We start from the raw sequence: 26,999 nt of genomic DNA, 5'->3' as shown, positions 1-26,999 counted from the left end.
GAGGAGAGGAGTGGGAGCGCTCCAACGGTCGATACCCGGCCATGACATGGGCCAGAATGACGTCCGTGCCTTCCCTGTTGCTGATCGAGGACGACGACGCCATCCGTACGGCCCTGGAGCTCTCTTTGACGCGCCAGGGACACCGTGTGGCCACCGCTGCCACCGGCGAGGACGGTCTGAAGCTGTTGCGTGAGCAGCGGCCGGACCTGATCGTGCTGGATGTGATGCTGCCCGGCATCGACGGGTTCGAGGTGTGCCGGCGCATCCGGCGCACCGACCAGCTGCCGATCATCCTGCTGACCGCGCGCAGCGACGACATCGACGTCGTGGTCGGACTGGAGTCCGGCGCCGACGACTACGTGGTCAAACCGGTGCAGGGACGGGTGCTCGACGCCCGGATCCGTGCCGTGCTGCGCCGTGGCGAGCGGGAGGCGAACGACTCGGCGTCGTTCGGCTCGCTGGTCATCGACCGTGCCGCGATGACGGTCACGAAGAACGGTGAGGACCTGCAACTGACGCCCACCGAGCTGCGGTTGCTCCTGGAGCTGAGCCGCAGGCCCGGACAGGCGCTGTCCCGCCAGCAGTTGCTGCGGCTGGTGTGGGAGCACGACTATCTGGGCGACTCGCGGCTGGTCGACGCCTGTGTGCAGCGGCTGCGCGCCAAGGTGGAGGACGTGCCCTCGTCGCCCACCCTGATCCGTACCGTGCGGGGCGTCGGCTACCGGCTGGACAATCCTCAGTGACGAAACCGCACGACAAGCTCCGCGGCTGGGCCGCGGCTCGCAGGGCACTCCTGTCCGGCCTGCGCTTCACCAGTCTGCGGCTGCGCCTGGTCGTGGTGTTCGGGCTCGTGGCGCTCACCGCCGCGGTCTCGGCGTCCGGTATCGCGTACTGGCTGAACCGCGAGGCCGTCCTGACGCGTACGCAGGACGCCGTGCTGCGTGACTTCCAGCAGGAGATGCGCAACCACGCGAGCATGCTGCCCGTGCACCCCGCGCCGGACGAACTCCAGCGCACGGCCGTGCAGATGGCGAACAGCAGCCAGCGGTTCAGTGTGCTGCTGGTCGCCGAGGACGAGACCGGGAAGACGATCGTCGGCAACTCCGAGCTGGACACCTTCACCCTGGAGGACGTACCCGCGTCCCTCCAGAAGGCGGTGGACAAGAAGCAGTCGCTCTCCTCGAACAACAAGTCGGCGTACCACCTGTACTGGCAGCGGATCACGGACCACGACAAGCCGTACCTGGTCGGCGGCGCGCGGGTGATCGGCGGCACCACGACCGGCTACATGCTCAAGTCGCTGGAGCCGGAGGCGAAGGACCTCAACTCGCTGGCCTGGTCGCTGGGGATCGCGACGGGGCTGGCCCTGATCGGCTCGGCGCTGCTCGCCCAGGCCGCCGCGACCACGGTCCTCAAGCCGGTGCACCGGCTGGGCATCGCGGCCCGCCGGCTCGGCGAGGGCAAGCTGGACACCAGGCTGCGGGTCTCCGGAACGGACGAACTCGCCGATCTGTCACGGACGTTCAACCACACGGCGGAAGCGCTGGAGAAACGCGTGGCGGACATGAGCGCGCGCGACGAGGCGTCCCGGCGCTTCGTCGCCGACATGTCCCACGAACTGCGGACCCCGCTCACGGCGATCACCGCCGTGACGGAGATCCTCGAAGAGGAACTGGACGCGGAGACCGGCAGCGTGGACCCGATGATCGAGCCGGCCGTCCGGCTGGTCGTCAGCGAGACCCGGCGCCTCGGCGACCTCGTGGAGAACCTCATGGAGGTGACCCGCTTCGACGCGGGCACCGCCCGGCTCGTCCTGGACTACGTGGACATCGCCGACCAGATCACCGCGTGCATCGACGCGCGGGCCTGGCTGGACGCCGTCGAACTGGACGCCGAGCGCGGCATCATGGCCCGGGTCGACCCGCGCCGCCTCGACGTGATCCTCGCGAACCTGATCGGCAACGCGCTCAAGCACGGCGGCTCACCGGTCCGGGTCGCGGTACGGGTGGAGGGCGAACACCTGGTCATCGCGGTGCGGGACCACGGCCCGGGCATCCCCGAGGACGTCCTGCCGCATGTCTTCGACCGGTTCTACAAGGCCAGCGCGTCCCGGCCGCGTTCCGAGGGCAGCGGGCTCGGTCTGTCCATCGCGCTGGAGAACGCGCACATCCACGGCGGTGGGATCACCGCCGCGAACTCCCCCGAGGGCGGGGCCGTTTTCACGCTGCGGCTGCCCCACGACACGTCGCAGCTCCTCGAGGACGGCCCGGACGAGTCCAAGGACCCCGCGCCCGGCAACGGCACGGAAGGTACCTCCGGATGACCCCCGCCCCCGCCTCCGCGCCCCTCCACGGCCACGCCCGGCGCCCCGCACGGCGGACGCTGTCGGGGCGGGTGCGGCCATGGCTGGCGCTGCCGCTGCTGGCCGCGCTGCTCACGGGGTGCGGAATCCGGTCCACGCAGGTCCCCACCGACTTCGGACCCGCTCCCTCCCGCGTTCCCTGCGCGCTGTCCGGCCAGGACGCGGCCACCCAGTCCTCGGACGGGGTGCCCGTCCAGGTCTTCCTGCTCTGTTCGGCGCAACTGGTCACCGTGGAACGGTCGGTGCGCATCCCCGGCGGCACGGCGGAGGCGGCGCGGCGCGTCCTGGTGGCCCAGGGCCTGCTCGACGAACTCGCCGAGACACCGTCGACGCCGGAACAGCAGGCGCGGTACTCGACGGACGTACGCGGCGGCATGACGGTCGGCGGGCCGCGCGGCCGGGATCCCGAGGACACACTGCGGCTGAGCACCTCTCCCGCGGACCTCACCCCGACGGCCCTCGCGCAGATCGTCTGCACGTTCTCCGACTCGGCCGCGGCGCGGGACGACGGCACCGTCGTCCTGGGCGGTCCGGCACCCGGCGCGCTACGCACGTACACCTGCACGCCCGAGGTGCGTTCCTCGCCGGGCACCGCGTCCCCGGGGTCGATTGCGGTCGAGGGCTCGTGAGGCGGGCCGGGGTGAAAATCCCGGCTCCGGAACCGATCGTGCCGGACCCCGCGTCTTGGGGGGCGTGCAGCGTCTTGGTTCAGACGGCGGAAATGCCGTCACCCGCGTCCGTGTGGCAGGAGGTGTCCTCCTCGTCGCACACCTCGCCCTCGTCGCCTGGATCACTCTGCGCCCGCTGGACGTCCCCTGGGTGAGTGCCGCCAATCTGCGGCCGTTCGCGGGTATCAGAGCCGACCTCTCACTGGACCCGGAGACGGCGGTGCGCCGGATCGCCGCGGGGCTCGGACTGCTCGCCCCGCTGGGGGTGCTGCTTCCGCTGACGGGCGGCAGGCTCGCGGTCTCCACGCTGGGTTCGCTGCTGCGGACGATCGCCGCGGGCACCTTGCTGTCGCTGGGCATAGAGCTGCTGCAGACCGGGGTCCCCGGCCAGGTCGTCGACATCGACTCGATCCTGCTGAACACCCTCGGGGTGGCCCTCGCGCACCTCGCGGTCGTACCCGCCGTGCGCGCCGGGATCCGTCGCCGGGCGGAGACGCGGCACCGGTCGACCGTCCTCCGGGAGGACCCCGCTCAGGGTCTGACCCCGACGATTCCCAGGGTCGGCATCGCTCCGTAGAGCGACGCTTCGCCCCCCTTCGTCCCCGTACCGTGGAAGTCGTCGGTGAACGCGCCGATGACGACGGAGCCCGGCCCGCCGGGACTCCACGACGGTTCGCGAAGGAGCCACCATGACCGCCCTCGCCCGCCCCACGAACGGCCGCATGATCGGCGGAGTCTGTGCTGCGCTGGCACGGCGCTTCGGCACCTCCGCGACCACGATGCGCGTCATCTTCGTGGTGTCCTGCCTGCTCCCCGGCCCGCAGTTCCTGCTCTACATCGCGCTGTGGATCCTCTTCCCCTCCGAGGACAAGGCCTCCCGCACCGCCTGGTGACCCGGCCGACACCCGGCCCGCGTACGGCGAACGCCGGTGGGGCGCACCCTCGTCGGGTGCGCCCCACCGGCGTTCGCGCAGCAGAAAGACCCCGGGTCGGCGGGGAAGGGGGTCTGATCTGCCGGGGGGCGTCAGCCCAGCGGAATCCCGTTCACCGGCAGGCCGTGCGTGGGCAGGCCCTGCACCGGCAGGCCACCGAGCAGTCCGGCCACGGGCGCGGCGGGCCCGTCGGCGAGCAGTCGCGCGGCGGCGGGCTGCGCGGCGGCGACACCCGCGCCGAGCGCGTTCTGACCCTGGGCGAGCGCCTCACCGGCACCGGGCAGCGCCTTGGCGACGTTCTCGGCGGGCAGCGTCCGGGTGACGGTGTCCAGCGCCGAGGAGGCGTCCGGCACGGCCGGGGCGGCATTCGCGGCACCCGCGCCGGCGGCGGCGAATGCGGCACCGAGAGCGGCGACACCGAGGGTCTTGGCAGCAGACTGCTTCATGTTGGATGCGTCCTTGGAGACGGGGATGTGAGCGGTCCAGAACCGTAAACACGCAAACCCGCCGTCCGCAAACATCGAAAAGCGGCCGAGTCATGGAGAAGAAGTGAAGACCCGGCCGCTTTCCATCCGCTCCGATCAGGCCTGATCTCCGAGAGAACCGCTGGTCGAGGCGGTCTGCTGGAACAGCCATTCGGACTTGAGTTCTGCATATCCGGGCTTGATCACGTCATTGATCATGGCAAGTCGTTCATCGAAAGGAATGAATGCTGACTTCATAGCATTGACCGAGAACCACTGCATGTCATCGAGCGAATAACCGAACGCTTCGACAAGGTGCTCGAATTCCCGGCTCATGCTCGTCCCGGACATCAGCCTGTTGTCCGTGTTGACGGTGGCCCGGAAGTGCAGCCGCCGCAGCAGCCCGATCGGGTGCTCGGCGTACGAGTCGGCGGCGCCGGTCTGGAGGTTGGAGCTCGGGCAGAGCTCCAACGGGATGCGCTTGTCCCGGACGTAGGAGGCGAGACGCCCGAGTTCCACGGAGCCGTCCTCGCGCACCTTGATGTCGTCGATGATGCGCACGCCGTGGCCGAGCCGGTCGGCGCCGCACCACTGGAGTGCCTGCCAGATGGACGGCAGCCCGAACGCCTCACCGGCGTGGATCGTGAAGTGGTTGTTCTCGCGCTTGAGGTACTCGAAGGCGTCCAGGTGCCGGGTGGGCGGGAACCCGGCCTCGGCGCCCGCGATGTCGAAGCCGACGACGCCCAGATCGCGGTAGCGGTTGGCGAGTTCGGCGATCTCCAGGGCGCGGGCCGCGTGCCGCATCGCGGTGAGCAGCGCGCCGACCCTGATGCGGCGGCCGTTCTCCCGGGCCAGCCGCTCCCCTTCCCGGAAGCCCTCGTTGACCGCCTCGACGACCTCTTCGAGGCTGAGCCCGCCCTCCAGGTGCTGCTCGGGCGCATACCGCACCTCGGCGTACACGACGCCGTCCTCGGCGAGGTCCTCGGCGCACTCGCGGGCCACGCGCACCAGCGCGTCGCGGGTCTGCATGACGGCGCAGGTGTGGGCGAAGGTCTCCAGGTACCGCTCCAGCGAACCGGAGTCGGCGGCCTCGCGGAACCAGAGGCCGAGCTTGTCGGCATCGGTCTCGGGAAGGTTCGAGTAGCCCGATTCCTGGGCGAGTTCGACGATCGTCCCGGGGCGCAGGCCCCCGTCGAGATGATCGTGCAGCAGGACCTTGGGCGCCCGGCGGATCTGTTCCGAGCTCGGGGTGTTCCGGATCTGGCTCGTCATTTTCGCACTGTAGCCCCTACGCGCGTAGAACTCCTGTCGCACAGATCCGTCGATACGTAACGGTGACCGTGCGGACGGGTGGCGTACACCGATGCTTCTGACACTGTTCTGTCATGGCACAGCAAGCGACGCCGGTTCGCATGGCCCGGCTGGGGAGGGCGCTCGGCCCGGAGCCGACGGCGGTCAGCGGAGTTGTTCTGCTGCTGCCGGGCGGCGAGGAGACCTCGGCCCGCAGACCCTCCCCCATGATGGCGGCCGCCTCCGTCCGTGCGCTGGGCCGCAGGCTGGCCCGCTCCGGACGGACGGAAGGCCTGGTCACGCACGTGGTGCACTACCGGCTCCGCGGCTGGAACGGCAGCGAGGCCCATCTGGCGGGCGACGCGTCCTGGGCCGCGGACGAGGTCGTCCGCCGCTACGGGGACGTCCCCGTATGCCTGGCCGGCATCGACATGGGCGCCCGGGCCGCTCTGCGCGCGGGCGGGCACACCGCCGTCAACTCCGTGCTGGCACTGGCCCCCTGGCTGCCCGAGGAGGATGTCGCCGCACCACCCGAACCGGTGAAACAACTGGTCGGCCGCCGGGTGCTGATCGTGCACGGCACCAACGACGAGCGCACCGACCCGGAGTTGTCCTTCCGGCTCGCGGCGCGCGCGAAGAAGGCCAACCGCGACATCTGCCGCTTCGAGGTCCACTCGGACGGGCACGCGCTGCACCAGCACCGGCACGAAGTCCTCTCCCTGGCCGAGGACTTCGTGCTGGGGTCGCTGTTCGGCCACTCGTTCTCACGGCCCGTCGAGGACGCGTTCGCCGCGCCGCCGCCGCTGGGCCTGCGAATGCCGCTCGCGGCCGGCTTCGGACAGTCGCTGCGCCGCTAGGGCAGGGTCAGTCGGGCAGCAGGCGGCCCCGGCGGGACAGCAGGAACTTCTTGAACGCGGCCACCGGCGGGGTGTCCGGGTGCCCGTCGAGCCAGGCGACGCCGATCTCGCGGACGGCCCGCGGGGCGGTGACCGTGAGTTCGACAACTCCCGGGCGGGCGACGGCCGGTGGCGGCAGCAGGGCGACACCGAGGCCGGCGGCGACGAGGCCGCGGAGCGTCTCCGCCTCCTCCCCCTCGAAGGCGATGCGCGGCCGGAACCCGGCCTCCTGGCAGAGGTCGTCGGTGATCCGGCGCATCCCGTAGCCGGGTTCCAGGGTCACGAAGCTCTCATCGGCGGCCTCGGCGAGGCGGACGCGCTTGCGGGCGGCGAGCGGATGGTCGGCCGGTACGACGAGCCGCAGCTTCTGCTCGTCGAGACGGCGGCCCACCAGGTCGGGCGCGTCCGGCACCGGCGAGGTGAGGCAGAGGTCCAGTTCGCCGGAGCGCAGCCGCTCCAGCATCGCCTCCCCGTAGTTCTGCACGAGGCTGAAGCGCACCCGCGGATGGTCGGCGCGGAAGGCCCGGATCAGGCCGGGGACGGTCTCGGAGCCCATGGTGTGCAGGAAACCGAAGGCGACCTTGCCGGTCGCCGGGTCGGCGTCCGCGCGGACCTCGTCGGCGGCGCGTTCGATCTCCGCGAGGGCGCGCTCCACGGAGGACAGGAAGGTGCGGCCCGCGGGGGTCAGCGACAGCGTCCGGCCGCGGCGCGCGAACAGGTCGACACCCAGGTCCTGTTCGAGCCGGACCAGCGACCGGGAGAGCGTGGACTGGGGGACCTGCATCTCCTGCGCGGCGCGGGTGACGTGCTCGGTGCGGGCGACGCCGGCGAAATGCGCGAGCCGCGGGGCGAGCACGGCGGCCATGCTTCCGATGTCTTCTGTGTCACTGAACGGTGACAGGTGAGCCTCTGACCTCTGCTGATGCGCCATGGGAACGATTATGACGATTCCATGCATTGGACGGATGAACGACGGGTCCTTAGGTTCGAGGCATGCCTTCCGCCAGTACCGGGGCGTCCACCACGGTGGCCGCCACCTCGCCCGCCCCCGACACCACCGACTCCCGTATGGCCCCCGGCGGGCCCGGCTACCGCCGGATGAGCCTCGCGCTCTTCCTCGCGGGTGTCGCGACCTTCGCGCTCCTCTACTCCACGCAGGCCCTCCTCCCGCTCGTCTCCGCGGACTTCGCGGTGAGCGCGAGCGAGGCGAGCTGGACGGTGTCGGCGGCGACCGGCGGACTGGCCCTGTTCGTCCTCCCGATGAGCGCCCTGTCGGAGCGCTTCGGACGACGTACGTTGATGACGGCGTCCCTGGCGGTGGCGGTGACCGTCGGTCTCCTCGTGCCCTTCGCACCGTCGATCGGCGCGCTGGTGGCGCTGCGGGCCGTGCAGGGCGCGGCCCTCGCTGGTCTCCCGGCGTCGGCGACGGCGTATCTCGCGGAGGAGGTCCGCCCCAAGGCACTGATCACCGCGATCGGCCTGTTCGTCGCGGGCAACAGCGTCGGCGGCATGAGCGGCCGGGTGATCACCGGCTGGGTCGCCCAGGAGTGGGGCTGGCGGGTGGCCGTCGGCGTGATCGGGCTGATCGCCGTGGCCTGCGCGGTCGCCTTCCGGATGCTGCTGCCCGCGCCCCGGCACTTCGCGCAGGGTTCGCTGCGGCCCCGGGTGCTGGCCCGCACCGTGCGCGACCACCTCGCGAACCCGCTGCTGCGCCGGCTGTACGCGATCGGCGCGCTGTTCATGACGGTGTTCGGCGGGGTCTACACGGTCATCGGCTACCGCCTGAGCGAGGCACCCTTCTCGCTCCCCCAGGGCATCGTCGGTTCGATCTTCCTGGTGTACCTGGTCGGCACGGTGTCCGCGTCGACGGCGGGCCGCCTGGTCGGCCGGGTCGGCCGCCGCGGCTCCCTGTACCTGGCGGGCGGGACCACGACGGCCGGGCTGCTGCTCTCCCTCGGGGACTCGCTGGTCCTGGTCCTGCTGGGCCTCGTGCTGATCACGGCGGGCTTCTTCGCGGGCCACGCGGTCGCCTCCTCGTCGGTGAGCCACACCGCGCAGCACGGTCGGGCGCAGGCGTCGGCCCTCTACCAGTCCGCCTACTACATCGGCTCCAGCGCGGGCAGCACGCTCGGCGCGATCGCCTTCCACGCAGGGGGCTGGGCGGGCACGGTCGTCATGGGGCTGCTCGCGGTGTCCGGGGTCGTCTCGATCACCCTGGCCGGCTCGCACGCGGCACGCGCCGCGGGCCGCCGGGCGCCCGCGCTCGCCCACTGAGGGCACGCCGCGCTCCGGCTCCCGCGCACCGATGGCCCGCCGCGCGCCGTTTCGCGCTCGCCGACGCCGGAAATCGGTCTCCGGCACCACCCCTTCGAGCTGCGGGTTTCCCCGCTCCGCACGCCATTGTCAGTGGGCTGCGGTAGCTTCCGAAGTGCCGGCGCAACGACGCGCGGGACGGGAAACAGGCCACAGGGGTGGGTTGGCTATGAGCGAGGGCACGGCGACGACGGCAGACCTGGACGTCCGGCTGGAGAAGCACCGGGTCGAACTGACCGGATACTGCTACCGGATGCTCGGCTCCTCCTTCGAGGCCGAGGACGCGGTGCAGGACACGATGGTCCGCGCCTGGCGCAGTTACGACAAGTTCGAGGGCCGCTCCTCGATGCGGTCCTGGCTGTACCGCATCGCGACGAACGTCTGCCTGGACATGCTCAACGCGGGCAACCGCAGAGCGCGCCCGATGGATCTCACGGCCCCGTCACCGCTCGCCCAGGCGGCGCTCACCCCCCGCCCGGACAACACCTGGCTGGAGCCGATGCCCGACGCCCGTGTGCTGCCCACGACCGGTGACCCGGCGGAGGCCGCGGTCGCCAAGGAGTCGGTGCGCCTCGCCTTCATGGCGGCGCTCCAGCAGCTCCCGCCCAAGCAGCGGGCCGTGCTCATCCTGCGCGAGGTCCTCGCGTGGAGGGCGAGCGAGGTCGCAGAGCTGCTCGGCACGACGGTCGCGTCGGTCAACAGCGCGCTCCAGCGGGCCCGCGCCACCCTTGCCGAGAGCGAGGGGGAGGGCGCGGACGCCGTCACCTCCGACCCGCTCGACGAGGAGCAGCAGAAGCTCCTGGAGCGCTATGTGGCGGCGTTCGAGGGCTATGACATGACGGCGCTGACGGCGCTCCTCCACGAGGACGCGATCATGACGATGCCGCCGTTCGACCTGTGGCTGCGCGGCACGTCGGACATCACCGGCTTCATGACGACGCTCGGCGCCGCCTGCGCGAACTCGCGGCTGATCCCGGTCGAGGTGAACGGCCTGCCGGGCTTCGCCCACTACAAGCCGGACGAGGAAGCCGGCGGCTACGTCCCCTGGGCGGTGCAGGCGCTGGAGATCTCAAAGGGCCGCATCACCGGGTTCCACTGCTTCCTCGACACCGCGCGCTGGTTCCCGCTGTTCGGGCTCCCCCCTCACCTGGACGGACCCGAGGAGGTCGCGGCACTCGCGGCCTCCGGAGTGCGGGGTCGCGCCGGTGGAGGTGTCGAAGCGGAGGCCGACCAGGTCGAGTAGGGCGCGCAGGGCGGGGTCGGGGTCCTTCAGCCGTATCCGGCCCCCGGCCCGCCGGGCCGTGAGTTCCAGCCGGGCCAGCGCGTCGACGGCGGCGAGGCCCGGCGGTCCGAGGCCGGCGACATCGCAGACCACGACGCCGCCCCCGGCCGCCTCCAGGCGGGCGCGGACGTCGTCGCAGAGCCGGGGCACCTCGTCGCGGGTGACGAGTCCTGGCAGCACGAGTACGGCGGGTGTCGCGGAATCCACAGTCAGTAGACCGTCCGGGGGCTCGGAACTCATCGCGGGCGGGACGGCGCGTCCCGGCGCCCCGCGGCGACCGCACTCCGGTGCGCCCCGCGCAGATCACATTGACCTGCGCTCAGCCTTCCCCATTGGGTTGGGTGTATGTCCCACGAACCGGTGCCTCCCGCGATACCCGACGGCCTCCTCCCCGCAGAGGAGGCGCCGTGCAGGGGGTGTTGACGGGCTTCGCCGTGATCGCCGTGGTCATCGGCGTCGGGTACGTGATCGGGCGGCGCGGTTATCTCGGGGACAACGGCCGGGAGGTGCTGACGAAGCTCGCCTTCCATGTGGCCTCGCCCGCGCTGCTGTTCACGACGCTCGCGCAGGCCGACCTGTCGGTCGTCTTCTCCGGCCGGCTGCTGGTGACGGCGATGAGCACCGTCGCGGCGGCCGGGGTGTTCGTCGCGGTGGGGGTCGTACGCCGTTGGGGCCTCGGCCGGACGACGATCGGCGCGCTCTGCTCCAGCTACGTCAACTCCGGCAATCTCGGTATCCCGATCGCCGTGTACGTGCTGGGCGACGTCTCGCTGGTGGCGCCCGTGCTGCTGTTCCAGCAGATCATGGTGACGCCGATCGCGCTGACCGTGCTCGACCTGTCCGGGGAGGGCGACAAGGGGCCGCTGTGGCGGAGGTTGATCACTCCGCTGCGCAACCCCATCGCGGTCGGCTCGCTGAGCGGTGTCGTGGTGTCGGCGACCGGCCTGCGGGTGCCTGGGCCGGTTCTCGATCCGTTGCAGCTGATCGGCGGGATGTCGGTGCCCGCCGTGCTGCTGGCGTTCGGGATCTCGCTGTGCGGCAGCAGCCTGCCGGGCCGTGGCGCCGACCGGTCCCCCGTGCTGCTGTCCGTGGCGCTGAAGGCGGTGGGCCAGCCGCTGGCCGCGTGGGCGCTGGCCGTCGGCGTGTTCGGGCTGCGCGGCGCCCCGCTGCTCGACGTGGTGGTCACCTCGGCACTGCCCGCCGCGCAGAACCTGTTCACGTACGCCTCGCGCTACCGGGTCGGCGAGACTCTGGCCCGCGAGTCGGTACTGCTCTCCACGGTCGCGGCCGTGCCGGTGCTCGTGGTGGTGGCGGCGTTGCTGGGGTGAGCGTCACCGGCTGCGGCATGCCGAACGGGACCGGCGGAGGTCCGCAGGTCCCGTTCGACAGCAAGAGGAAACCGCAGGTCAGGCGATACGTTCCAGCACGACGGGGGACGCCTTGAACTCGGTGCCCGCCGGTGCGACGTCGTAGGAGCCCTCGGTCGCCTGGAGCGCGTAGTCGAAGCGGTCCGGGGTGTCCGTGTGCAGGGTGAACAGCGGCTGGCCCGCGGTCACCGTGTCGCCCGGCTTGGCGTGCAGCTCGACGCCGGCGCCGGCCTGCACCGGGTCCTCCTTGCGGGCGCGTCCGGCACCGAGGCGCCAGGCGGCGATGCCGATGTCGTACGCGTCCAGGCGGGTCAGCACACCGGAGGCCGAGGCGGTCACGACGTGCTGCTCGCGGGCCACGGGCAGCGTGGCGTCCGGGTCGCCTCCCTGCGCGGCGATCATGCGGCGCCACACGTCCATCGCGGAGCCGTCGGCGAGCGCCTTCGCCGGGTCGGCGCCCTTCACGCCGGCCGCGTCGAGCATCTCGCGCGCCAGGGCGATGGTGAGCTCGACGACGTCGGCGGGGCCGCCGCCGGCGAGGACCTCGACCGACTCGCGGACCTCGAGGGCGTTGCCCGCGGTGAGGCCGAGCGGCGTGGACATGTCGGTGAGGAGAGCGACGGTCCTCACGCCGTGGTCGGTGCCGAGACCGACCATCGTGGAGGCGAGTTCGCGGGCGTCCTCGATGGTCTTCATGAAGGCGCCGGAGCCGACCTTCACGTCGAGGACCAGCGAGCCGGTGCCCTCGGCGATCTTCTTGGACATGATCGAGGACGCGATCAGCGGGATCGCCTCGACGGTGCCGGTGACGTCCCGCAGCGCGTAGAGCTTCTTGTCGGCCGGGGCGAGTCCGTCACCGGCGGCGCAGATGACCGCTCCGGTGGTGTCGAGAACGTGCAGCATCTCCTCGTTGGAGAGCAGGGCGCGCCAGCCCGGGATCGACTCCAGCTTGTCCAGGGTGCCGCCGGTGTGGCCGAGGCCGCGCCCGGACAGCTGCGGCACGGCCGCGCCGCACGCGGCGACGAGCGGGGCCAGCGGGAGGGTGATCTTGTCGCCGACGCCGCCCGTGGAGTGCTTGTCGGCGGTCGGGCGGGACAGGGACGAGAAGTCCATGCGCTCGCCCGAGGCGATCATCGCGGCCGTCCAGCGGGCGATCTCACGGCGGTTCATGCCGTTGAGCAGGATCGCCATGTTGAGGGCGGCCATCTGGTAGTCGGCGACATCGCCGCGGGTGTACGCGTCGATGACCCAGTCGATCTGCCCGTCGCTGAGTTCGGCACGGTCCCGCTTGGTGCGGATGACGGAGACGGCATCCGTGGAGATGGCGGACATGGCTTTCCTTCCGAAAGATGAGCGGCCCCGCCCCGTGACCGTTCGGTCGCGATCGGGGCGGGGCCGCACGGCGTCACTGGGTGAGATGACCCGGCCCGAAGGCCTGCGGCAGCATCTCGGAGAGGGGCAGGAGTCCGGCCGGCGTCTCCAGCACGAGCTCGGGCCCGCCGAACTCGAACAGCAGCTGGCGGCAGCGTCCGCAGGGGACGAGGACCTCGCCCCGCCCGTCGACACACGTGAAGTGCGTCAGCCGGCCGCCGCCGGTGTTGCGCAGCTCGGAGACCAGACCGCACTCGGCGCACAGCGAGAGGCCGTAGGAGGCGTTCTCGACGTTGCAGCCGGAGACGGTGCGGCCGTCGTCGACACGGGCGGCGGCGCCGACCGGGTAGCCCGAGTAGGGGGCGTACGCGCGGTTCATCGCCGCGCGGGCCACCTCCCGCAGCTGCTCCCAGTCGACGTCCGCGGAGTCCGCTCCGGCGGTGGTCACTTGCCCTGCCCCTTGCGGTACGGCAGGCCGTCCGCCTTCGGCATGCGCAGGCGCTGGGCCGAGAGTGAGAGGACGAGCAGCGTGATGACGTACGGCGTGGCGGAGACGATCTGGTTCGGCACCTCGTTGGTGAGGGCGTACCAGAGGAACACGAGCACGCCGACGACCAGGGTGACGACCGCGGAGACGTACTTCTTCTTCACGGCCAGCCAGATCGCGCCGATGAGGAGCAGGATCGCGCCGAGCAGCAGCAGGGCGTGGACGTTCTCCGAGCCGCCGCGCAGGTTGAGGCTGTCGGTGTAGCCGAACAGGCCCGCGCCGAGGGCAAGGCCGCCGGGCATCCAGTTGCCGAAGATCATCGCGGCGAGACCGATGTAGCCGCGTCCGCTGGTCTGGCCCTCCAGGTAGAAGGGGTTGGCGACGATGGAGAGGAAGACGCCGCCGAGGCCGGCCAGACCGCCGGAGATGATCACGGCGAGGTACTTGTACTTGTAGACGTTCACGCCGAGCGACTCGGCCGCGACCGGGTTCTCGCCGCAGGACCGCAGGCGCAGGCCGAACGAGGTGCGCCACAGGATCCACCAGGTGCCGGGGATCAGCGCGATGGCGATCAGGGTCAGCCAGGACACGTTGGTGACGAGGCCGCCGAGCAGACCCGCGATGTCCGAGATGAAGAACCAGCCCTTGGAGTTCAGGGTGGTCAGCCAGTCGGAGAGCCCTGGCACGGTGAAGTGGCCGAGGGAGTCGACCGGCGGGGACTGCTTGGCCGAACCGCCCTGGACGCCCTCGAAGGCGAGCGGGGAGAGGTAGCGGGTGGCGCCGAGCGCCAGGATGTTGATGGCCACACCGGAGACGATGTGGTTGACGTTGAAGGTGACCGTGATGATCGCGTGCAGCAGGCCGCCGATGCAGCCGCCGATGATGCCGACCAGGACACCGGTCCAGGGACCCCACTGGTAGCCGGCCCAGGCGCCGAACCAGGTGCCGAGGATCATCATGCCTTCGAGGCCGATGTTGACGACGCCGGAGCGCTCGGCCCACAGCCCGCCGAGACCGGCGAGGCCGATCGGGACGGCCAGCTGCAGGGCGGTCGACATCTGGCTGACGTTGGTGATGCCGTCGGCGCCGGTGATGATGCGGACGATCGAGGTCAGCGCCAGGCCGCCCGCGATGACCAGCAGGAGGACGGGAAGCGACATCCGGCGGCCGGTGGGAGCCGCGGGCTGCAGCGTGGGCTGGTTGACGTCGGTTGCGGTGGTCATCGGCCAGCCACCTCCTTCTGGGTGTTGTCGGTGGCGAGGGCGTGGCCCGCGGCGAGTTCCGCGCCGACGCGGCGCTGCTGGCGGCGCAGACCCCACTCGCGCACGGACTCGTAGGAGACGACGACGGCGATCACGATCAGGCCCTGCATGATGACCGCGATCTCCTTGTCGTACCCGTGGAAGTCGAGTTCGGGAGACGCCTTGTCGAGCCAGGCCCACAGCAGGGCCGCGAAGGCGATGCCGACGGGGCTGTTGCGGCCGAGCAGCGCGATGCCGATACCGAGGAAGCCGATACCGGTCGGGAAGTTGAGGCTGTACGTGTGGGTGTCGCCGAGGAGGATCGGCAGGCCCGCGAGTCCGGCGATGCCGCCCGAGACGAGCATGGCGGTGAGCACCATGCGCTTGGGGTCGACACCGCTGGCCGCGGCGGCGGACTCGGAGGCGCCGGAGGCGCGCAGGTCGAATCCGAAGCGGGTGCGGTTGAGGACGATCCAGTAGCCGATGCCGAGGACGGCGGCGAGGATGACGAGACCGTAGATCTCGCCCGACTCGCCCATGTCGAACCCGGGGACCCAGCCGGACTTGTGCATCTCGCCGGTGGTGTTGTTGTTGCCGAGCTTGACGCCGAAGACGTCGGGCAGCCACAGGTAGGCGATGACGGAGGTCGCGATCGCGTTGAGCATGATCGTCGCGACGACCTCGCTGACCCCGCGGGTCACCTTGAGGACACCGGCGATGCCGGCCCAGAAGGCGCCGGTGCAGACGGCGGTCAGGATCAGCAGCGGCACCTGGAGCGCGGCAGGCAGCGCGACGTGCGCGCCGACGATCGCGGCCATCATCGCGGCGAGCTGGTACTGGCCGTCGACACCGATGTTGAAGAGGTTCATCCGGAAGCCGATGGCCACCGCCAGCGCCGCGATGTAGTACAGCGACGCCTGGTTGATGATCAGGACCTGGATGTCGGAGAACGTCGCCTGCTGGAACATGATCGAGTACGGCTCGAACGGGCTCTTGCCCGAGGCGAGCAGCACGACCGAGGTCAGCGCCACGGCGACGACGAGCGCGATGACCGGTCCGGCCACCCCGAGGAGCAGGCGCTCCTTGTCGAACTTCTTCATCAGCGGGCCTCGTCTTCCGGGGCGTCTGCCGGAGTGTCGGTGTGCTCGTCGAGCTCGGCCGCTTCGGCGAGCTCCTCGTTCTCCAGATGGCCGGAGGCGGCGCCGGTCATGGCCGAGCCGAGCTCCTCCGGGGTGATGGTGGCCGGGTCGGCGTCGGCGACCAGCTTGCCGTTGTAGATCACCCGGAGAGTGTCGGACAGGCCGATCAGCTCGTCCAGGTCGGCGGAGATCAGCAGGACGGCGAGTCCCTCGCGGCGAGCCGCGCGGATCTGGTCCCAGATCTGCGCCTGCGCGCCGACGTCCACACCGCGGGTGGGGTGGGCGGCGATCAGGAACTTCGGCTTGTGGCTCATCTCGCGGCCGACGATCAGCTTCTGCTGGTTGCCGCCGGACAGCGAGGCCGCGGTGACGTCGATGCCGGGCGTGCGCACGTCGTACTGCTCGACGATGCGGCGGGTGTCGTTCTGGGCGCCCTTGATGTCGAGCCACATGCCCTTGGCGTTGGGCTTCTCGGTGACGTGCCCGAGGATGCGGTTCTCCCACAGCGGCGCTTCCAGGAGGAGACCGTGGCGGTGGCGGTCCTCGGGGATGTAGCCGACGCCGCCCTCACGGCGCTTGCGCGTCGACCAGGAGGTGATGTCGTCGCCCGTGAAGCGGATGACACCGGTGTCGGCGGCCTTGAGGCCGATCAGCGCGTCGATGAGCTCGGTCTGGCCGTTGCCCTCGACACCGGCGATGCCCATCACCTCACCGGCGTGGATGGTGAAGGAGACGTGGTCGAGGACGAGACGGACGGTGCCGCGCTCCACCTCGTCCATCAGCAGGCTCGCCGAGCCCTTGCCGAGCGACACCGAGCCCTTGGCGAGGACGGTCAGGTCCTCGACCTCGATCACGGCCTGGTCGGTGACCGTCGACTCGGACGTCTCGGGGGTGGGCAGCTCGCTGCCGACCATCAGTTCGGCGAGCTGACGGGGGCTCGTCTCGGAGGGCACGGCGGTGCCGACCGTCGTACCGCGCCGGATGACCGTGATGTCGTCGGCGACGGAGAGGACCTCGCCCAGCTTGTGCGAGATGAAGATGACCGACAGGCCCTCGGACTTGAGCTCGCGGAGGTTGTCGAAGAGCGCGTCGACCTCCTGCGGCACGAGGACCGCGGTCGGCTCGTCCAGGATGAGGATGCGGGCACCGCGGTAGAGGACCTTGAGGATCTCGACGCGCTGACGGTCGGCGACGCCGAGTTCCTCGACGAGGACATCGGGGCGGACTCCGAGGCCGTAGCGCTCGGAGAGCTCCACGATCTTGCGGCGGGCCTTGCCGCCGATGCCGTACAGCTTCTCGCTGCCGAGCACGACGTTCTCGAGGACCGTGAGGTTGTCGGCCAGCATGAAGTGCTGGTGGACCATGCCGATGCCGCGGACGATGGCGTCGGCGGGCGAGGAGAAGGTGACCTGCTCACCGTCGACGGCGATGGTTCCCTCGTCCGGCTTCTGCATGCCGTAGAGGATCTTCATCAGCGTCGACTTGCCGGCGCCGTTCTCCCCGACCAGGGCGTGCACGGTGCCCTTGCGGACGCTGAGGTGGATGTCGTGGTTGGCCACGACGCCCGGGAACCGCTTGGTGATCCCGGCGAGTTCGACGGCGGTCGCCTGACCGTCGACCGCGTCGGCCGGAGGGCTGCTGGACGCGTTGATGGCGCACTCTCCTGAGGGAAAGGGGGTCGTCTACGCGCGTAGCGCCCCTACGGCAACGAAAGGGGCCACGCGCCGCGAGAACGGGATACGGGGAGCCAGACTCCTCGTATCCCGTTGAGCGGACGTAACCCCACGGTTACCAAGCGGGTCCGGGGCGGTACGGGCGCCGTCGCGTGTCTGGCGACACGCGGGCGTACCCGCACCTTCCCGGGACCGCATTGGCTGCTCCTGAGGTCTTGCTCGTCAGCTGGTCTTGACCTTGATCTCGCCGCTGATGATCTTCTCCTGGGCCGCCTTGACGGCGTCCTGGATCGCGGTGTTGTTCCTGAACTCCGGGTTGGAGTCGGCAAGACCGACCTCACCCGACTTCAGATCGCCCCGTACGATACCGCTCTCCGGCTTGCCGTCCTCGACCGACTTGGCCACGCTGTAGACCGCCTTGGCGACGTCCTTGGTGGCGGAGGTCAGGATCGAGCCCTTGTACTTGGCGAGCGCTTCCTGCGCGTACTGGTCGGAGTCGACACCGATCGCCCAGACCTTCTTGGCGGAGGCGGCCTCGATGACACCCTGACCGGACAGACCGGCCGCCGCGTAGACGACGTCGGCCTTCTTCTCTATCTGGCCCTCTGCGGCCGTCTTGCCCTTGTCGGGGCTGGAGAAGCCACCCTCCTGGGCGGTCTGGGTCAGGTACTGCGAGAGGACCTTCACGCTCGGCTTGGTGTCCTTGACGCCCTGCTCGAAGCCGGCCTCGAACTTGTGGATCAGCGGAACGTCCACGCCGCCCACGAAGCCCACGGTGTCGGTCTTGGTGGCCTTGGCGGCCGCGACACCGGCGAGGTAGGAGGCCTCCTGCTCGGAGAAGACCAGGTCCGCGACGTTCTTCGCCGTGACGGTGGAGTCGTCGACGATGCCGAAGGTGGTCTTCGGGTACTTCGCGGCGGCGGCCTTGACGGCCGGGCCGTAGGCGTAGCCGATGCCGACGACCGGGTTGTAGCCCTGCTTGGCCAGCGAGACGAGGCGCTGCTCCTTGTCCGCGTCCGTCTCACCGTCGGTGGGCTCGACGTCGGCGGTCTTGTACTTGAACTCGGCCTTCGCCTGCTTCAGACCCTCGAACGCGGCGTCGTTGAAGGACTGGTCGCCCTTGCCGCCGACGTCGTACGCGATGGCAAGACCCTTGTCGCCCTTGCTGTCCGAGGACGAGCTGGAGGTCGAGGTGCCGCCACAGGCGGAGAGGGCGAGGGCGAGAGAGGCGGTCGCAGTACCTGCGAGCGCGATGCGGGTAACCCGGCGCATTCGTTGTGCTCCTGTCGTACAAGCGCCTGACGGTTCAGCTTCGGCGCTGGCTTCGCCGCAGATTAACGCGCGTAGACCAACTAGAAAACCCCTTCTGTCCACCTTGTTATGCGGCTGTGCCCCACGGCACCCGCCGAGGGGCCCCGGGCTTGCCTACCGCAAAGACGCGGTGGCTATGGGTGACCCCGGGAACGCACGACGGAGCGGGCGGGCACCTGGGGTGCCCGCCCGCTCCGTGACGTCGTCCGTTTCCCGGTACCGGGCGCGAGCGGCGGGTCCAATCCGCCGCGACGCGTCCGACGCCCGGGACGACTACTCGGTCTTGACCTTGATGGTGCCGTCGACGATGCCCGCCTTGGCCTTGGCCACGGCGTCGGTGAGACCGGCGATCTCCGCCATCTTCGGGTTGCTGTCGGCGAGGCCGACACCGTTCACCTTGAGGTCGAAGGTCTGCGTGCCGGTCAGCGGCTTGCCGTCGTGGACCGACTTGGCCAGCGTGTACACGGCGCCGCCGACGTCCTTGAGCGCGGAGGTCAGGATGGCGTCCTTGTACTTGGCGAGCGCCTCCTGCTTGTACTGGTCGGAGTCGACGCCGATCGCCCACTTCTTGTCCTTGGACGCGGCCTCGATGACGCCCTGCCCGGAGAGACCGGCCGCGGCGTAGACGACGTCCGCACCCTTCTCCAGCTGGCCCTCGGCGGCGGCCTTGCCCTTGTCGGGGCTGGAGAAGCCACCCTCCTGGGCGGTCTGGGTCAGGTACTGCGAGAGGACCTTCACGCTCGGCTTGGTGTCCTTGACGCCCTGCGTGTAGCCGGCCTCGAACTTGTGGATCAGGGGAACGTCCACGCCGCCCACGAAGCCCACGGTGTCGGTCTTGGTGGCCTTGGCGGCCGCGACACCGGCGAGGTAGGAGGCCTCCTGCTCGGCGAAGACCAGCGAGGCGACGTTCTTGCCCTCGACGACGGAGTCGACGATGCCGAAGGTGGTCTTCGGGTACTTCTTCGCGACGGCCTCCAGCGCGGGACCGTAGGCGAAGCCGATGCCGATCACCGGGTTGTAGCCCTGCTTGGCCAGCGAGGACAGTCGCTGCTCCTTGTCGGCGTCCGTCTCACCGTCGGTGGGCTCGATGTCGGCCGTCTTGTAGCCGAACTCCTTCTGAGCCTTCTCCAGGCCGGAGAACGCGGCGTCGTTGAAGGACTGGTCGCCCTTGCCGCCGACGTCGTACGCGATGGCGAGGCCCTTGGCGTCCTTGCTGCTGTCGCTGCTGCTGTCGTTGTCGTTGCTCGTGCCGCCGCAGGCCGTGGCGGCGAGTGCGAGCGACGCGACCCCCACCGCGACGCGGGTCAGGCTGGCTATCCGACGCATCTGAAGCTCCCCATTCTCCAAAGCCCCGCAGTGGGTGCTGAGTTCGGCGCACATTAACGCGCGTAGACCATCCAGGGAACGGGGTTCCGCGTGGCCGTTATCCATTCGTGCCGATGGCCGGTTACGTCCTTGTGAACCACGGGACCGAAAGGTGCGTTTGGGGACGCAGCGCCCACCAGGACCGTCACGCAGCGCACCCGGAGAGGAGAGCCCGCGTGACGGAGCGGGTGGTTCCGCTCCACGACGTGACCGTTGGCATGTGACCGGCCGCCACGCGCTGTCACGTGGCGGGACACCACGTTACGGCGGGGGGTCGAAGGGCGCGACCGGAGCCGCCGGCCGCGCCCGCCGGCCTCAGATCAGCTCGTCCAGGAGGGCCGCCGCGGTGAACATCTCGACGCCGACCGTGATCGCGTGCTCGTCCGCGTCGAAGTCGCCCCGGTGCAGGTCGCGGGTGGTGCGGTCGCCCGGCGTACGGACCCCGAGGCGGGCCATCGCGCCCGGCACGTGCTCCAGGTACCAGGAGAAGTCCTCGCCGCCGAGGCTCTGCTCGGTGTCCTCGATGGACTGCGCGCCGCGCCGCGCGGCCATCGCGTCGCGGAGCAGGTCGGTGACGGCCGGGTCGTTCACCACCGGCGGGACGCCCCGGATGTAGTTGATCTCGGACTTGGCCCGGTAGAGGTTGGCGATCTCGTCGATGGCCGCGTGCACGAGGTCGGGCGCGACGCGCCAGGCGTCGAGATCCAGGCAGCGCACGGTTCCGGACAGCTCGGCGTGCTGCGGGATCACGTTGCAGGCGTGGCCCGACTCGATGCGTCCCCAGGTCACCGCGAGCCCGCTGCGGGCGTCCACGCGCTTGCCGACGAGCGCCGGCACGTCGGTGACCACGCGGGCGGCGGCGGTGACGAGGTCCGTGGTCAGGTGGGGGCGCGCGGTGTGGCCGCCCGCTCCGTCCAGGGACACTTCGAGCCGGTCGCACGCCGAGGTGATGGCGCCGTGCCGCAGCCCGATGCGCCCCGCGTCGACCTTCGGGTCGCAGTGCACTCCGACGATCCGGCCGACGCCGTCGAGGACCCCCGAGTCGATCGCGTCCGGGGCGCCGCCGGGCAGCACCTCCTCCGCGGGCTGGAAGATCAGCCGCACGGGACGGGGCAGCAGGCCCTGGGCGTGCAGGTCGGCGAGGACGAGGCCGGCGCCGAGCACGACCGTGGTGTGGACGTCGTGACCGCAGGCGTGGGCGCGGTCGGGGACCGTGGAGCGGTACGCGCAGTCACTCTTCGTGTCCGGAATGGGGAGCGCGTCGATGTCGGCGCGCAGCGCCAGCCGGGGGCGCACGTCGTCCGGGTCTCCGATGTCACAGATGAGGCCGGTCCCGATGGCGAGGACGCGCGGCGCGAGGCCCGCCTGCTCCAGGCGCGCCTTGATCGCCGCGGTGGTGCGGAACTCCTGGTTGCCGAGCTCGGGGTGCATGTGCAAGTCGCGTCGGAACGCCACGAGTTCGGCGCGCAGTGCCTCGGGCAGCGCGCCGGGGAGCAACGGTTCCCCGGGGAGATCGGCCTCGGACTCTCGGGACATCAGTTGGTTCACCCTTTGAAGGGTAGGGCGATCGGGCGGCCAACTAACCCACGATCAACAAAAGTTCAGCCCGTTAGGGGAAGAAAAACTGGCCGCGCGGCGCATGGCTGTCTACGGGGATGGGTAAACTCGCCCGGCTTTTCGGGCGTTTGGATCTTGGACGGGGCTGGTGACCGGCTGTGATCCGACTCGGCCGGGGGTCGCCCGCCGATCCGTACGGAGAACACCCGGCGCGCCCGGGCCCGCTCCCGTACCTGTTCTCCACGGTCTCACACGCGCGCGATCGATTTCCGGAGGCGTGGTCGAGGCACGGTCGCGCCGTCACCCTGTGTCACTTCTCCGGCACGGGAGGGTGACGGACGCGAGGAGCCCGGCGCGCAGGGCGCCGGGCTCGTGGTGTCGTGCTGCGCGGGACCGGGCCCGCTCCGGAGGGCTATACGGCGGACACCGCCGAGAGACGGTGGACGTCGCGGGCCGTTCCCGTGACCCCCGAGAGGAAGCCCTGGGCGCGGGGCGAGGCGTTCTCCGTGAGCCAGCTCGGATCGATGTCGCAGACCGCGACCCGCACGTCGGTACCGACGAGGGCCAGCGGCAGCGTGTGCACGACCGTCGAGGGGAAGCTCAGGATGGTCCGCCCTATGGGACCGCGGCGGGCGATCAATTCCAGCGGCAGGTCGGGACGGACGATCTCCAGGTTCGTCTCCACCGCCAGCCGGTGCAGTTTGTCGGTGCTCTCGCGGCGGTGCGCGAAGTAGCGGGTGGCGCCGTGCGCCTTGGCGAGCCCGCGGACCGCCTCCAGGTAGCGGTCCGGGTCGACGACGCCCGTCTCGACGAGCGAGGTGCCCACGAGGTCCGCGCCCTTGGTGATGCGCGGCGGCCCGAACCGGGCCCGGGTCCAGGAGAAGTCGTTGGCGGTGATCCGGACGCCGTCCGGTGCCGAGGTGATCGGCATCGAGGAGAAGACCTCGACCTTACGACGGTCGCTGGGGGTCAGCCGACGGCGGGCCGCTCCGGACACGGGGGCGAAGAGCACGTCCCGCGGTCCGGGCCGGCCACCGCGCCGGTGCCAGCGCACCAGCCGTTCCCCGCCCGCGAGTTGGGCGACGAACTCCATCGTCGCGGTGCCGTCGTCGACCACGACCAGGTCCTGTGCCCTGGTGATGGTCAGCAACAGCTGCACGTACCGGGAGAACGGGTCCCCCATGACGATCCGCCGGGCCCGGCGCAGCATGGGCGCCAGTCCCCCGATGGTGTGGAAGGGGGCCGTGGTGCCGCCGCGCGCCTCCTCCCAGCGGACCGTGTGACCCTCGTCGCGGGCCAGCTCGGCCATGCGGCGGAGCTGACCGCGGGTCATCGGGTCGTTGGGAGAGAGGACGACGAGGGTGAACCCCGCGCCGGGTGCCGCGGCGTCGTGGGCCTGGGTGTGCGCCCACTCCAGCACGTTCAGGAGCTGTACCGGGCTCTCGACGAAGGCGAGAGTGTGGGAGCCGATGGATCCGGCGCGGGGGCTCATCGTCGTACGACCGTCCCGTCGTAAGGAGTTCAGGGCGTTCAGACCGAGACGGGCTCGCCGGCGGCCGCGGCGATCTCGGCCTCGGCGACGACGCCCGGGACACGGCGCAGCTTCTTCATCGGGCCGAGCTCCGACTCGTAGACCTTCTTGACGCCGTCACCGAGGGAGGCCTCGATGGTGCGGATGTCGCGGACGAGGCGGGTGAGGCCCTGCGGCTCGACGGAGGCGGCCTGGTCGGAGCCCCACATCGCGCGGTCGAGGGTGATGTGGCGCTCGACGAAGGTGGCGCCGAGGGCGACCGCGGCGAGCGTGGTCTGCAGGCCCGTCTCGTGACCGGAGTAGCCGATCGGGACGTTCGGGAACTCGGCCTGGAGGGTGTTGATGACCCGGAGGTTGAGCTCCTCGGCCTGCGCCGGGTAGGTCGACGTGGCGTGGCACATCAGGATGTTGTCGCTGCCGAGGACCTCGACCGCGTGACGGATCTGCTTCGGCGTCGACATGCCGGTGGAGAGGATGACCGTGCGGCCGGTGCCGCGCAGGGCGCGGAGCAGCTCGTCGTCGGTCAGCGAGGCGGAGGCGACCTTGTGGGCCGGGACGTCGAACTTCTCCAGGAAGGCGACGGCCTCGGTGTCCCACGGGGAGGCGAACCAGTCGATGTGCTTGCTCTTGGCGTACTCGTCGATCTGGCGGTACTCGTCCTCACCGAACTCCACGCGGTGGCGGTAGTCGATGTAGGTCATGCGGCCCCAGGGGGTGTCGCGCTCGATGTCCCACTGGTCGCGCGGGGTGCAGATCTCCGGGGTGCGCTTCTGGAACTTGACGGCGTCACAGCCGGCCTCGGCGGCCGCGTCGATGAGCTTGAAGGCGTTCTCCAGCTCACCGTTGTGGTTGATGCCGATCTCACCCACGACGTAGACGGGGTGGCCCGGGCCGGCGGTCTTCGAACCGAAGTTGCGCAGACGGGAGTTGCTCATGGTGAAACGTTCCTTACTTGTCGAGGGAGTCGAGAGAGGGGCCGAGGATCCAGCTGGCGATCTCTCGGATCGCGCCGTCGCCACCAGGGACGGTGGTGACCGCGCGTGCGGCGCCGCGCACGACGTCATGGGCGCTCGCGACCGCCACCGGCCAGCCCACGAGGGCGAAGCAGGGAAGGTCGTTGACGTCGTTGCCGACGTAGAGCACGCGCTCCGGCGCGATGCCCTGCTCCTCGCACCACTGCTTCAGTGCGAGGTCTTTCCGGTCGATGCCGTGCAGGACCGGGATCTTGAGCTTCCGGGCCCGGGCGGCGACGACCGGGTTCTGTTCCGTGGACAGGATCAGCATCGTCAGTCCGCTCTTGCGGAGGGCGGCGATACCGAGTCCGTCCCCGCGGTGCACGGAGACGAACTCCCGTCCGTCGGAGTCGATCAGCACCCTGTCGTCGGTCTGGGTGCCGTCGAAGTCGAGGACGACCGCGTCGATGTCGGCGGCGGTCGGGAGCGAGCCGGGCCGGTTCGCGTCGAAGAGCGGCGCGAGGGCCCGGGCGCGGGCGAGGTCGTGCGGGTCGTCGATCTCCAGCACGCGGGCCGGGTCGGTCCGCACGAGTTCGGTGCGGCCGAAGAAGCGGTGCCTGGCCACGCGGAAGCCGGTGGCCTCCATGGCGTAGACGGCACCGGTCTCCAGCAGGTCCTGGGGGCGGTCCTGGCGGCGCGGCCGGAAGGACTTGTCGTGGTTGATGCCGTAGCCGCCGCTGGTGACGGTGTCGGCGACGAGGGTGTCCGTGCCGCCCCCGACGGCCGTGCGGCCGCTGTCGGTGGTCACCGGGGCCGCGGGCTCGTCGTCGGCGTCCCGCCACACGAAGCCGTGGAAGGGCGCGACGGTCAGGGCGGTGTCCGCGCCGTCCGAGAGGATCGCGTCGACGACGCCGTCCACGTCCTCGCGGATGATGAACGGGCTGGTGCACTGGACGAGCAGCACCACGTCGACCGGCGAGCCGTGCAGCGCCTCGTGGGCGTCCATGGCGTGCAGGACGGCGGCCTCGGAGGTGGCGGTGTCGCCGGCGATGGCGGCGGGCCGCAGTACGACCTCGGCGCCGGCCTGCCGGGCGGCGGCCGCGATGGCCTGGTCGTCGGTGGAGACCACGACGTCCGTCACGAGGCGGGCGGCACGGCACTCGCGCACCGCGCGGGCCACCAGCGGTACGCCGCCGACCGGGAGGAGATTCTTCGCGGGCACGCCCTTGGAGCCGCCGCGCGCGGGGATCACCGCGAGCACGCGGCGCACCGGCGCGGGGTGGCCCGCTTCCGAGTTGATCATGCGCTGTTCTCCTTGACGGGGGAGGCGAGAGAGGCGTGGGGGGCGGGGCGCCGGGCGCCGCCGGGTTCCGGAACGGTCACAGGTCGCCCATCCGCCGGATCACCGGGGCGACGCGCTGGACGCCGTGGCGGTAGGCGCCGCGGGCGGCCCGGCGCACGATCTGCCGTACGGGGCTGGGCTCCCGGTCCGCCGCGGGGGCTCCGGGCAGCGGGCTGCCGTCCGGGCCGAGGTGGTGGCGGGCGAGGATGCCGGGCAGGTAGCCGGGTGCGGTGACGGGCGTGTAGTAGGGGGCGAGCGGCGGCAGCTTGTCCGCCTCCACCAGCTGGGTGATGCGCGTCCGGGCGGCGTCGAAGGCGGTCTCGTACGAGCCCTCGGCCGCGACGCCCTGCCGGGCGACCCAGGCGGCGTCGGGCACCGGGCGGTACCCCTCGTCGAGCTGGTCCCAGGAGGCGAGGCAGCCGGAGCCCACGAAGTGGTGGTTGCCGAGCGCCTCGCGCACCCCGAGGTCGCTGAGGACGACGGTGGGGATGCGGCGGTGCAGGGATTCCAGGGCGGCCGTCGAGCTGATGGTGACCAGCAGGTCGGTGCGGTCGAGGACCTCGCCCATGTGCCCGTACACCAGGCGGAAGTTGGCCGGCGGGTCGGCCTTCTGCACCAGCTTCTGGTAGGGCAGTTCCTCGATGTGCGTGGTGTGTTCGCCCGGCTTGGAACGCAGCTTGAGCAGGACCTCGCGGTCCGGGTGGAGCCGTGCGTGCCCGATCAGCCGGTCGAGCAGGTACGTACGGTCCTTGCGGTTCTCCGGTACGGAGGGCTGGGCGGCGAAGACGACCGTGTACGGGTCGTTCTCCGCGTAGTCGGCCCCGCCGAGGAAGGGCAGCGCGACCTCGGTCACCGACCCGGCGTCGGCGCCGACCCCTTCGTACACGTCCCGGAAACGGTCCGCGTCCTGGCGGGAGTTGGAGAGGACCAGGTCGGCGCCGTGCCGCAGCAGCAGTCCGTCGGCGAGCTTCTCGTAGACGACGCCGACGTAGCCGGTGACGACCACCGGCCGCTTCGTCCGTCCGTCCCACGCGCGGGCCAGGCCGTGCAGCACCGCCTGGACGGCACCGCCGACCAGGGCGAGGACGACCACGTCGTAGGCGCGGTCCTCCTTGCCCAGCTCCCGCAGGAACTCGACGGCGGTGACCTCGCGGAGGGAGTCCGCGCGGACGCCGACTTCTTCGAGCTGGCGGGCGGTCGGGGTGGCACGGCCGCGCAGGAGGAATCCGTCGAGGCGGACGTCCGACTCGGCCGGGGCGATGCGGGTCGCGGTGAGCGAACCCCATTTCCACCGGGTGTCGGAATCCGCGAGGACGGCCACCCGCAGGGACTTCGTGGTACTTGCTGGCACGTCCTAGACGTTAGGAAGCCATTTCGAGGAGCGGCCCAACCCGAATGCAACAAACGGTTAACAGCACACCGACGAATGGCGAATCAGCCCGCGAACGACCCGGA

General features: G+C 70.8%; 24 protein-coding genes and 1 pseudogene. 9 read left to right on the top strand and 16 right to left on the bottom strand.

Annotated elements, in window-relative coordinates; genetic code table 11:
• Positions 1–65 precede the first annotated feature (65 nt).
• The 5 genes from afsQ1 (at position 66) to ACIRQH_RS27865 (ending at position 3,923) form a co-directional block, all read left to right on the top strand.
• Positions 66–743 carry a two-component system response regulator AfsQ1 gene (gene afsQ1, locus ACIRQH_RS27885; protein WP_037625670.1) on the top strand — a complete coding sequence of 226 codons (678 nt, stop codon included), beginning with the start codon at positions 66–68 and terminating at the stop codon, positions 741–743.
• A complete protein-coding gene (locus tag ACIRQH_RS27880; protein WP_388869391.1) occupies positions 740–2,323 on the top strand; it encodes an ATP-binding protein in 1,584 nt (527 codons plus the stop codon). Before afsQ1 ends, ACIRQH_RS27880 begins: the two co-directional genes overlap by 4 nt.
• Positions 2,320–2,991 carry a hypothetical protein gene (locus ACIRQH_RS27875; protein ID WP_358816545.1) on the top strand — a complete coding sequence of 224 codons (672 nt, stop codon included), beginning with the start codon at positions 2,320–2,322 and terminating at the stop codon, positions 2,989–2,991. Before ACIRQH_RS27880 ends, ACIRQH_RS27875 begins: the two co-directional genes overlap by 4 nt.
• Positions 2,992–3,055: 64 nt before the next feature.
• Positions 3,056–3,607 (top strand): VanZ family protein, encoded by a 552-nt coding sequence (locus ACIRQH_RS27870; RefSeq protein ID WP_358816544.1) that lies wholly within the window; start codon positions 3,056–3,058, stop codon positions 3,605–3,607.
• Positions 3,608–3,719: 112 nt separating this feature from the next.
• Positions 3,720–3,923 carry a PspC domain-containing protein gene (locus tag ACIRQH_RS27865; protein WP_081219053.1) on the top strand — a complete coding sequence of 68 codons (204 nt, stop codon included), beginning with the start codon at positions 3,720–3,722 and terminating at the stop codon, positions 3,921–3,923.
• A 131-nt stretch (positions 3,924–4,054) separates the two neighbouring features.
• Here the strand turns inward: ACIRQH_RS27865 and ACIRQH_RS27860 are convergent, their stop codons facing one another.
• Both ACIRQH_RS27860 and ACIRQH_RS27855 read right to left on the bottom strand, forming a co-directional pair.
• Positions 4,055–4,408 (bottom strand): ATP-binding protein, encoded by a 354-nt coding sequence (locus ACIRQH_RS27860; protein WP_164369414.1) that lies wholly within the window; start codon positions 4,406–4,408, stop codon positions 4,055–4,057.
• Between the two features lie 135 nt (positions 4,409–4,543).
• Positions 4,544–5,698, bottom strand: coding sequence for an adenosine deaminase (locus tag ACIRQH_RS27855; protein WP_358816543.1), 1,155 nt, complete (start codon positions 5,696–5,698; stop codon positions 4,544–4,546).
• A 113-nt stretch (positions 5,699–5,811) separates the two neighbouring features.
• Here ACIRQH_RS27855 and ACIRQH_RS27850 point away from each other — a divergent pair, with 113 nt between their 5' ends.
• A complete protein-coding gene (locus ACIRQH_RS27850; protein WP_358816542.1) occupies positions 5,812–6,573 on the top strand; it encodes an alpha/beta hydrolase in 762 nt (253 codons plus the stop codon).
• A 7-nt stretch (positions 6,574–6,580) separates the two neighbouring features.
• Here the strand turns inward: ACIRQH_RS27850 and ACIRQH_RS27845 are convergent, their stop codons facing one another.
• A complete protein-coding gene (locus ACIRQH_RS27845) occupies positions 6,581–7,543 on the bottom strand; it encodes a LysR substrate-binding domain-containing protein (protein ID WP_358816541.1) in 963 nt (320 codons plus the stop codon).
• 62 nt (positions 7,544–7,605) lie between these two features.
• Here ACIRQH_RS27845 and ACIRQH_RS27840 point away from each other — a divergent pair, with 62 nt between their 5' ends.
• Positions 7,606–8,886, top strand: a complete 1,281-nt coding sequence (locus tag ACIRQH_RS27840) for an MFS transporter (protein ID WP_388869388.1) — start codon at positions 7,606–7,608, stop codon at positions 8,884–8,886.
• A gap of 208 nt (positions 8,887–9,094) precedes the next feature.
• Entirely contained in the window at positions 9,095–10,168 is a 1,074-nt protein-coding gene (locus ACIRQH_RS27835; RefSeq protein ID WP_388869386.1) for a sigma-70 family RNA polymerase sigma factor, read from the top strand.
• Between the two features lie 39 nt (positions 10,169–10,207).
• Here the strand turns inward: ACIRQH_RS27835 and ACIRQH_RS27830 are convergent.
• A pseudogene (locus ACIRQH_RS27830) lies at positions 10,208–10,447 on the bottom strand (STAS domain-containing protein); the annotation flags it as partial.
• Positions 10,448–10,614: 167 nt separating this feature from the next.
• Here ACIRQH_RS27830 and ACIRQH_RS27825 point away from each other — a divergent pair.
• On the top strand, positions 10,615–11,535 hold the full coding sequence (locus tag ACIRQH_RS27825; protein WP_404227349.1) for an AEC family transporter: 921 nt from the start codon (positions 10,615–10,617) through the stop codon (positions 11,533–11,535).
• Positions 11,536–11,613: 78 nt separating this feature from the next.
• Here ACIRQH_RS27825 and ACIRQH_RS27820 read toward each other — a convergent pair whose 3' ends face one another.
• From ACIRQH_RS27820 to ACIRQH_RS27765, 12 genes are all read right to left on the bottom strand, one after another.
• Complete coding sequence (locus tag ACIRQH_RS27820; protein ID WP_404227576.1) at positions 11,614–12,897, bottom strand: thymidine phosphorylase; 1,284 nt, start codon at positions 12,895–12,897, stop codon at positions 11,614–11,616.
• A gap of 82 nt (positions 12,898–12,979) precedes the next feature.
• Entirely contained in the window at positions 12,980–13,393 is a 414-nt protein-coding gene (locus ACIRQH_RS27815; protein WP_358816537.1) for a cytidine deaminase, read from the bottom strand.
• On the bottom strand, positions 13,390–14,655 hold the full coding sequence (locus ACIRQH_RS27810; RefSeq protein ID WP_358816536.1) for an ABC transporter permease: 1,266 nt from the start codon (positions 14,653–14,655) through the stop codon (positions 13,390–13,392). The genes ACIRQH_RS27815 and ACIRQH_RS27810 overlap by 4 nt, the downstream gene beginning before the upstream one ends.
• Positions 14,652–15,773, bottom strand: coding sequence for an ABC transporter permease (locus tag ACIRQH_RS27805; protein ID WP_358816535.1), 1,122 nt, complete (start codon positions 15,771–15,773; stop codon positions 14,652–14,654). The genes ACIRQH_RS27810 and ACIRQH_RS27805 overlap by 4 nt, the downstream gene beginning before the upstream one ends.
• A complete protein-coding gene (locus ACIRQH_RS27800) occupies positions 15,773–17,464 on the bottom strand; it encodes an ABC transporter ATP-binding protein (RefSeq protein ID WP_358816656.1) in 1,692 nt (563 codons plus the stop codon). Before ACIRQH_RS27800 ends, ACIRQH_RS27805 begins: the two co-directional genes overlap by 1 nt.
• Before the next feature lie 243 nt (positions 17,465–17,707).
• The gene (locus tag ACIRQH_RS27795; RefSeq protein WP_404227345.1) at positions 17,708–18,757 is read right to left on the bottom strand and encodes a BMP family protein; all 1,050 of its coding nucleotides are present in this window, start codon (positions 18,755–18,757) and stop codon (positions 17,708–17,710) included.
• Positions 18,758–19,069: 312 nt separating this feature from the next.
• Positions 19,070–20,122, bottom strand: a complete 1,053-nt coding sequence (locus tag ACIRQH_RS27790; protein WP_358816533.1) for a BMP family ABC transporter substrate-binding protein — start codon at positions 20,120–20,122, stop codon at positions 19,070–19,072.
• A 354-nt stretch (positions 20,123–20,476) separates the two neighbouring features.
• Positions 20,477–21,697, bottom strand: coding sequence for a M20 family metallopeptidase (locus tag ACIRQH_RS27785; RefSeq protein ID WP_388869663.1), 1,221 nt, complete (start codon positions 21,695–21,697; stop codon positions 20,477–20,479).
• 433 nt (positions 21,698–22,130) lie between these two features.
• Positions 22,131–23,210, bottom strand: coding sequence for a hypothetical protein (locus ACIRQH_RS27780; protein WP_388869380.1), 1,080 nt, complete (start codon positions 23,208–23,210; stop codon positions 22,131–22,133).
• A gap of 38 nt (positions 23,211–23,248) precedes the next feature.
• On the bottom strand, positions 23,249–24,184 hold the full coding sequence (locus ACIRQH_RS27775) for an N-acetylneuraminate synthase family protein (protein WP_388869377.1): 936 nt from the start codon (positions 24,182–24,184) through the stop codon (positions 23,249–23,251).
• A gap of 13 nt (positions 24,185–24,197) precedes the next feature.
• On the bottom strand, positions 24,198–25,505 hold the full coding sequence (locus ACIRQH_RS27770) for a cytidylyltransferase domain-containing protein (RefSeq protein WP_404227340.1): 1,308 nt from the start codon (positions 25,503–25,505) through the stop codon (positions 24,198–24,200).
• Between the two features lie 76 nt (positions 25,506–25,581).
• Positions 25,582–26,895 carry a DUF6716 putative glycosyltransferase gene (locus ACIRQH_RS27765; protein WP_404227337.1) on the bottom strand — a complete coding sequence of 438 codons (1,314 nt, stop codon included), beginning with the start codon at positions 26,893–26,895 and terminating at the stop codon, positions 25,582–25,584.
• Positions 26,896–26,999: the final 104 nt, after the last annotated feature.

The sequence above is a fragment of the Streptomyces sp. NPDC102279 genome (assembly GCF_044766365.1).
Classification (GTDB): domain Bacteria; phylum Actinomycetota; class Actinomycetes; order Streptomycetales; family Streptomycetaceae; genus Streptomyces.
The sequence above is the reverse complement of the archived record's forward strand: the minus strand, read 5'-3'. Positions and strand labels throughout refer to the sequence as shown.

Excerpts from the sequence above, each read along its gene's own strand:
- ACIRQH_RS27875 (WP_358816545.1), top strand. The coding sequence starts at position 2,320 with ATGACCCCCGCCCCCGCCTCCGCGCCCCTCCACGGCCACGCCCGGCGC.
- ACIRQH_RS27865 (WP_081219053.1), top strand. The coding sequence starts at position 3,720 with ATGACCGCCCTCGCCCGCCCCACGAACGGCCGCATGATCGGCGGAGTC.
- ACIRQH_RS27860 (WP_164369414.1), bottom strand. The coding sequence starts at position 4,408 with ATGAAGCAGTCTGCTGCCAAGACCCTCGGTGTCGCCGCTCTCGGTGCC.
- ACIRQH_RS27855 (WP_358816543.1), bottom strand. The coding sequence starts at position 5,698 with ATGACGAGCCAGATCCGGAACACCCCGAGCTCGGAACAGATCCGCCGG.
- ACIRQH_RS27850 (WP_358816542.1), top strand. The coding sequence starts at position 5,812 with ATGGCACAGCAAGCGACGCCGGTTCGCATGGCCCGGCTGGGGAGGGCG.
- ACIRQH_RS27845 (WP_358816541.1), bottom strand. The coding sequence starts at position 7,543 with ATGGCGCATCAGCAGAGGTCAGAGGCTCACCTGTCACCGTTCAGTGAC.
- ACIRQH_RS27840 (WP_388869388.1), top strand. The coding sequence starts at position 7,606 with ATGCCTTCCGCCAGTACCGGGGCGTCCACCACGGTGGCCGCCACCTCG.
- ACIRQH_RS27835 (WP_388869386.1), top strand. The coding sequence starts at position 9,095 with ATGAGCGAGGGCACGGCGACGACGGCAGACCTGGACGTCCGGCTGGAG.
- ACIRQH_RS27810 (WP_358816536.1), bottom strand. The coding sequence starts at position 14,655 with ATGACCACCGCAACCGACGTCAACCAGCCCACGCTGCAGCCCGCGGCT.
- ACIRQH_RS27805 (WP_358816535.1), bottom strand. The coding sequence starts at position 15,773 with ATGAAGAAGTTCGACAAGGAGCGCCTGCTCCTCGGGGTGGCCGGACCG.
- ACIRQH_RS27795 (WP_404227345.1), bottom strand. The coding sequence starts at position 18,757 with ATGCGCCGGGTTACCCGCATCGCGCTCGCAGGTACTGCGACCGCCTCT.
- ACIRQH_RS27790 (WP_358816533.1), bottom strand. The coding sequence starts at position 20,122 with ATGCGTCGGATAGCCAGCCTGACCCGCGTCGCGGTGGGGGTCGCGTCG.
- ACIRQH_RS27785 (WP_388869663.1), bottom strand. The coding sequence starts at position 21,697 with ATGTCCCGAGAGTCCGAGGCCGATCTCCCCGGGGAACCGTTGCTCCCC.
- ACIRQH_RS27780 (WP_388869380.1), bottom strand. The coding sequence starts at position 23,210 with ATGAGCCCCCGCGCCGGATCCATCGGCTCCCACACTCTCGCCTTCGTC.
- ACIRQH_RS27775 (WP_388869377.1), bottom strand. The coding sequence starts at position 24,184 with ATGAGCAACTCCCGTCTGCGCAACTTCGGTTCGAAGACCGCCGGCCCG.
- ACIRQH_RS27770 (WP_404227340.1), bottom strand. The coding sequence starts at position 25,505 with ATGATCAACTCGGAAGCGGGCCACCCCGCGCCGGTGCGCCGCGTGCTC.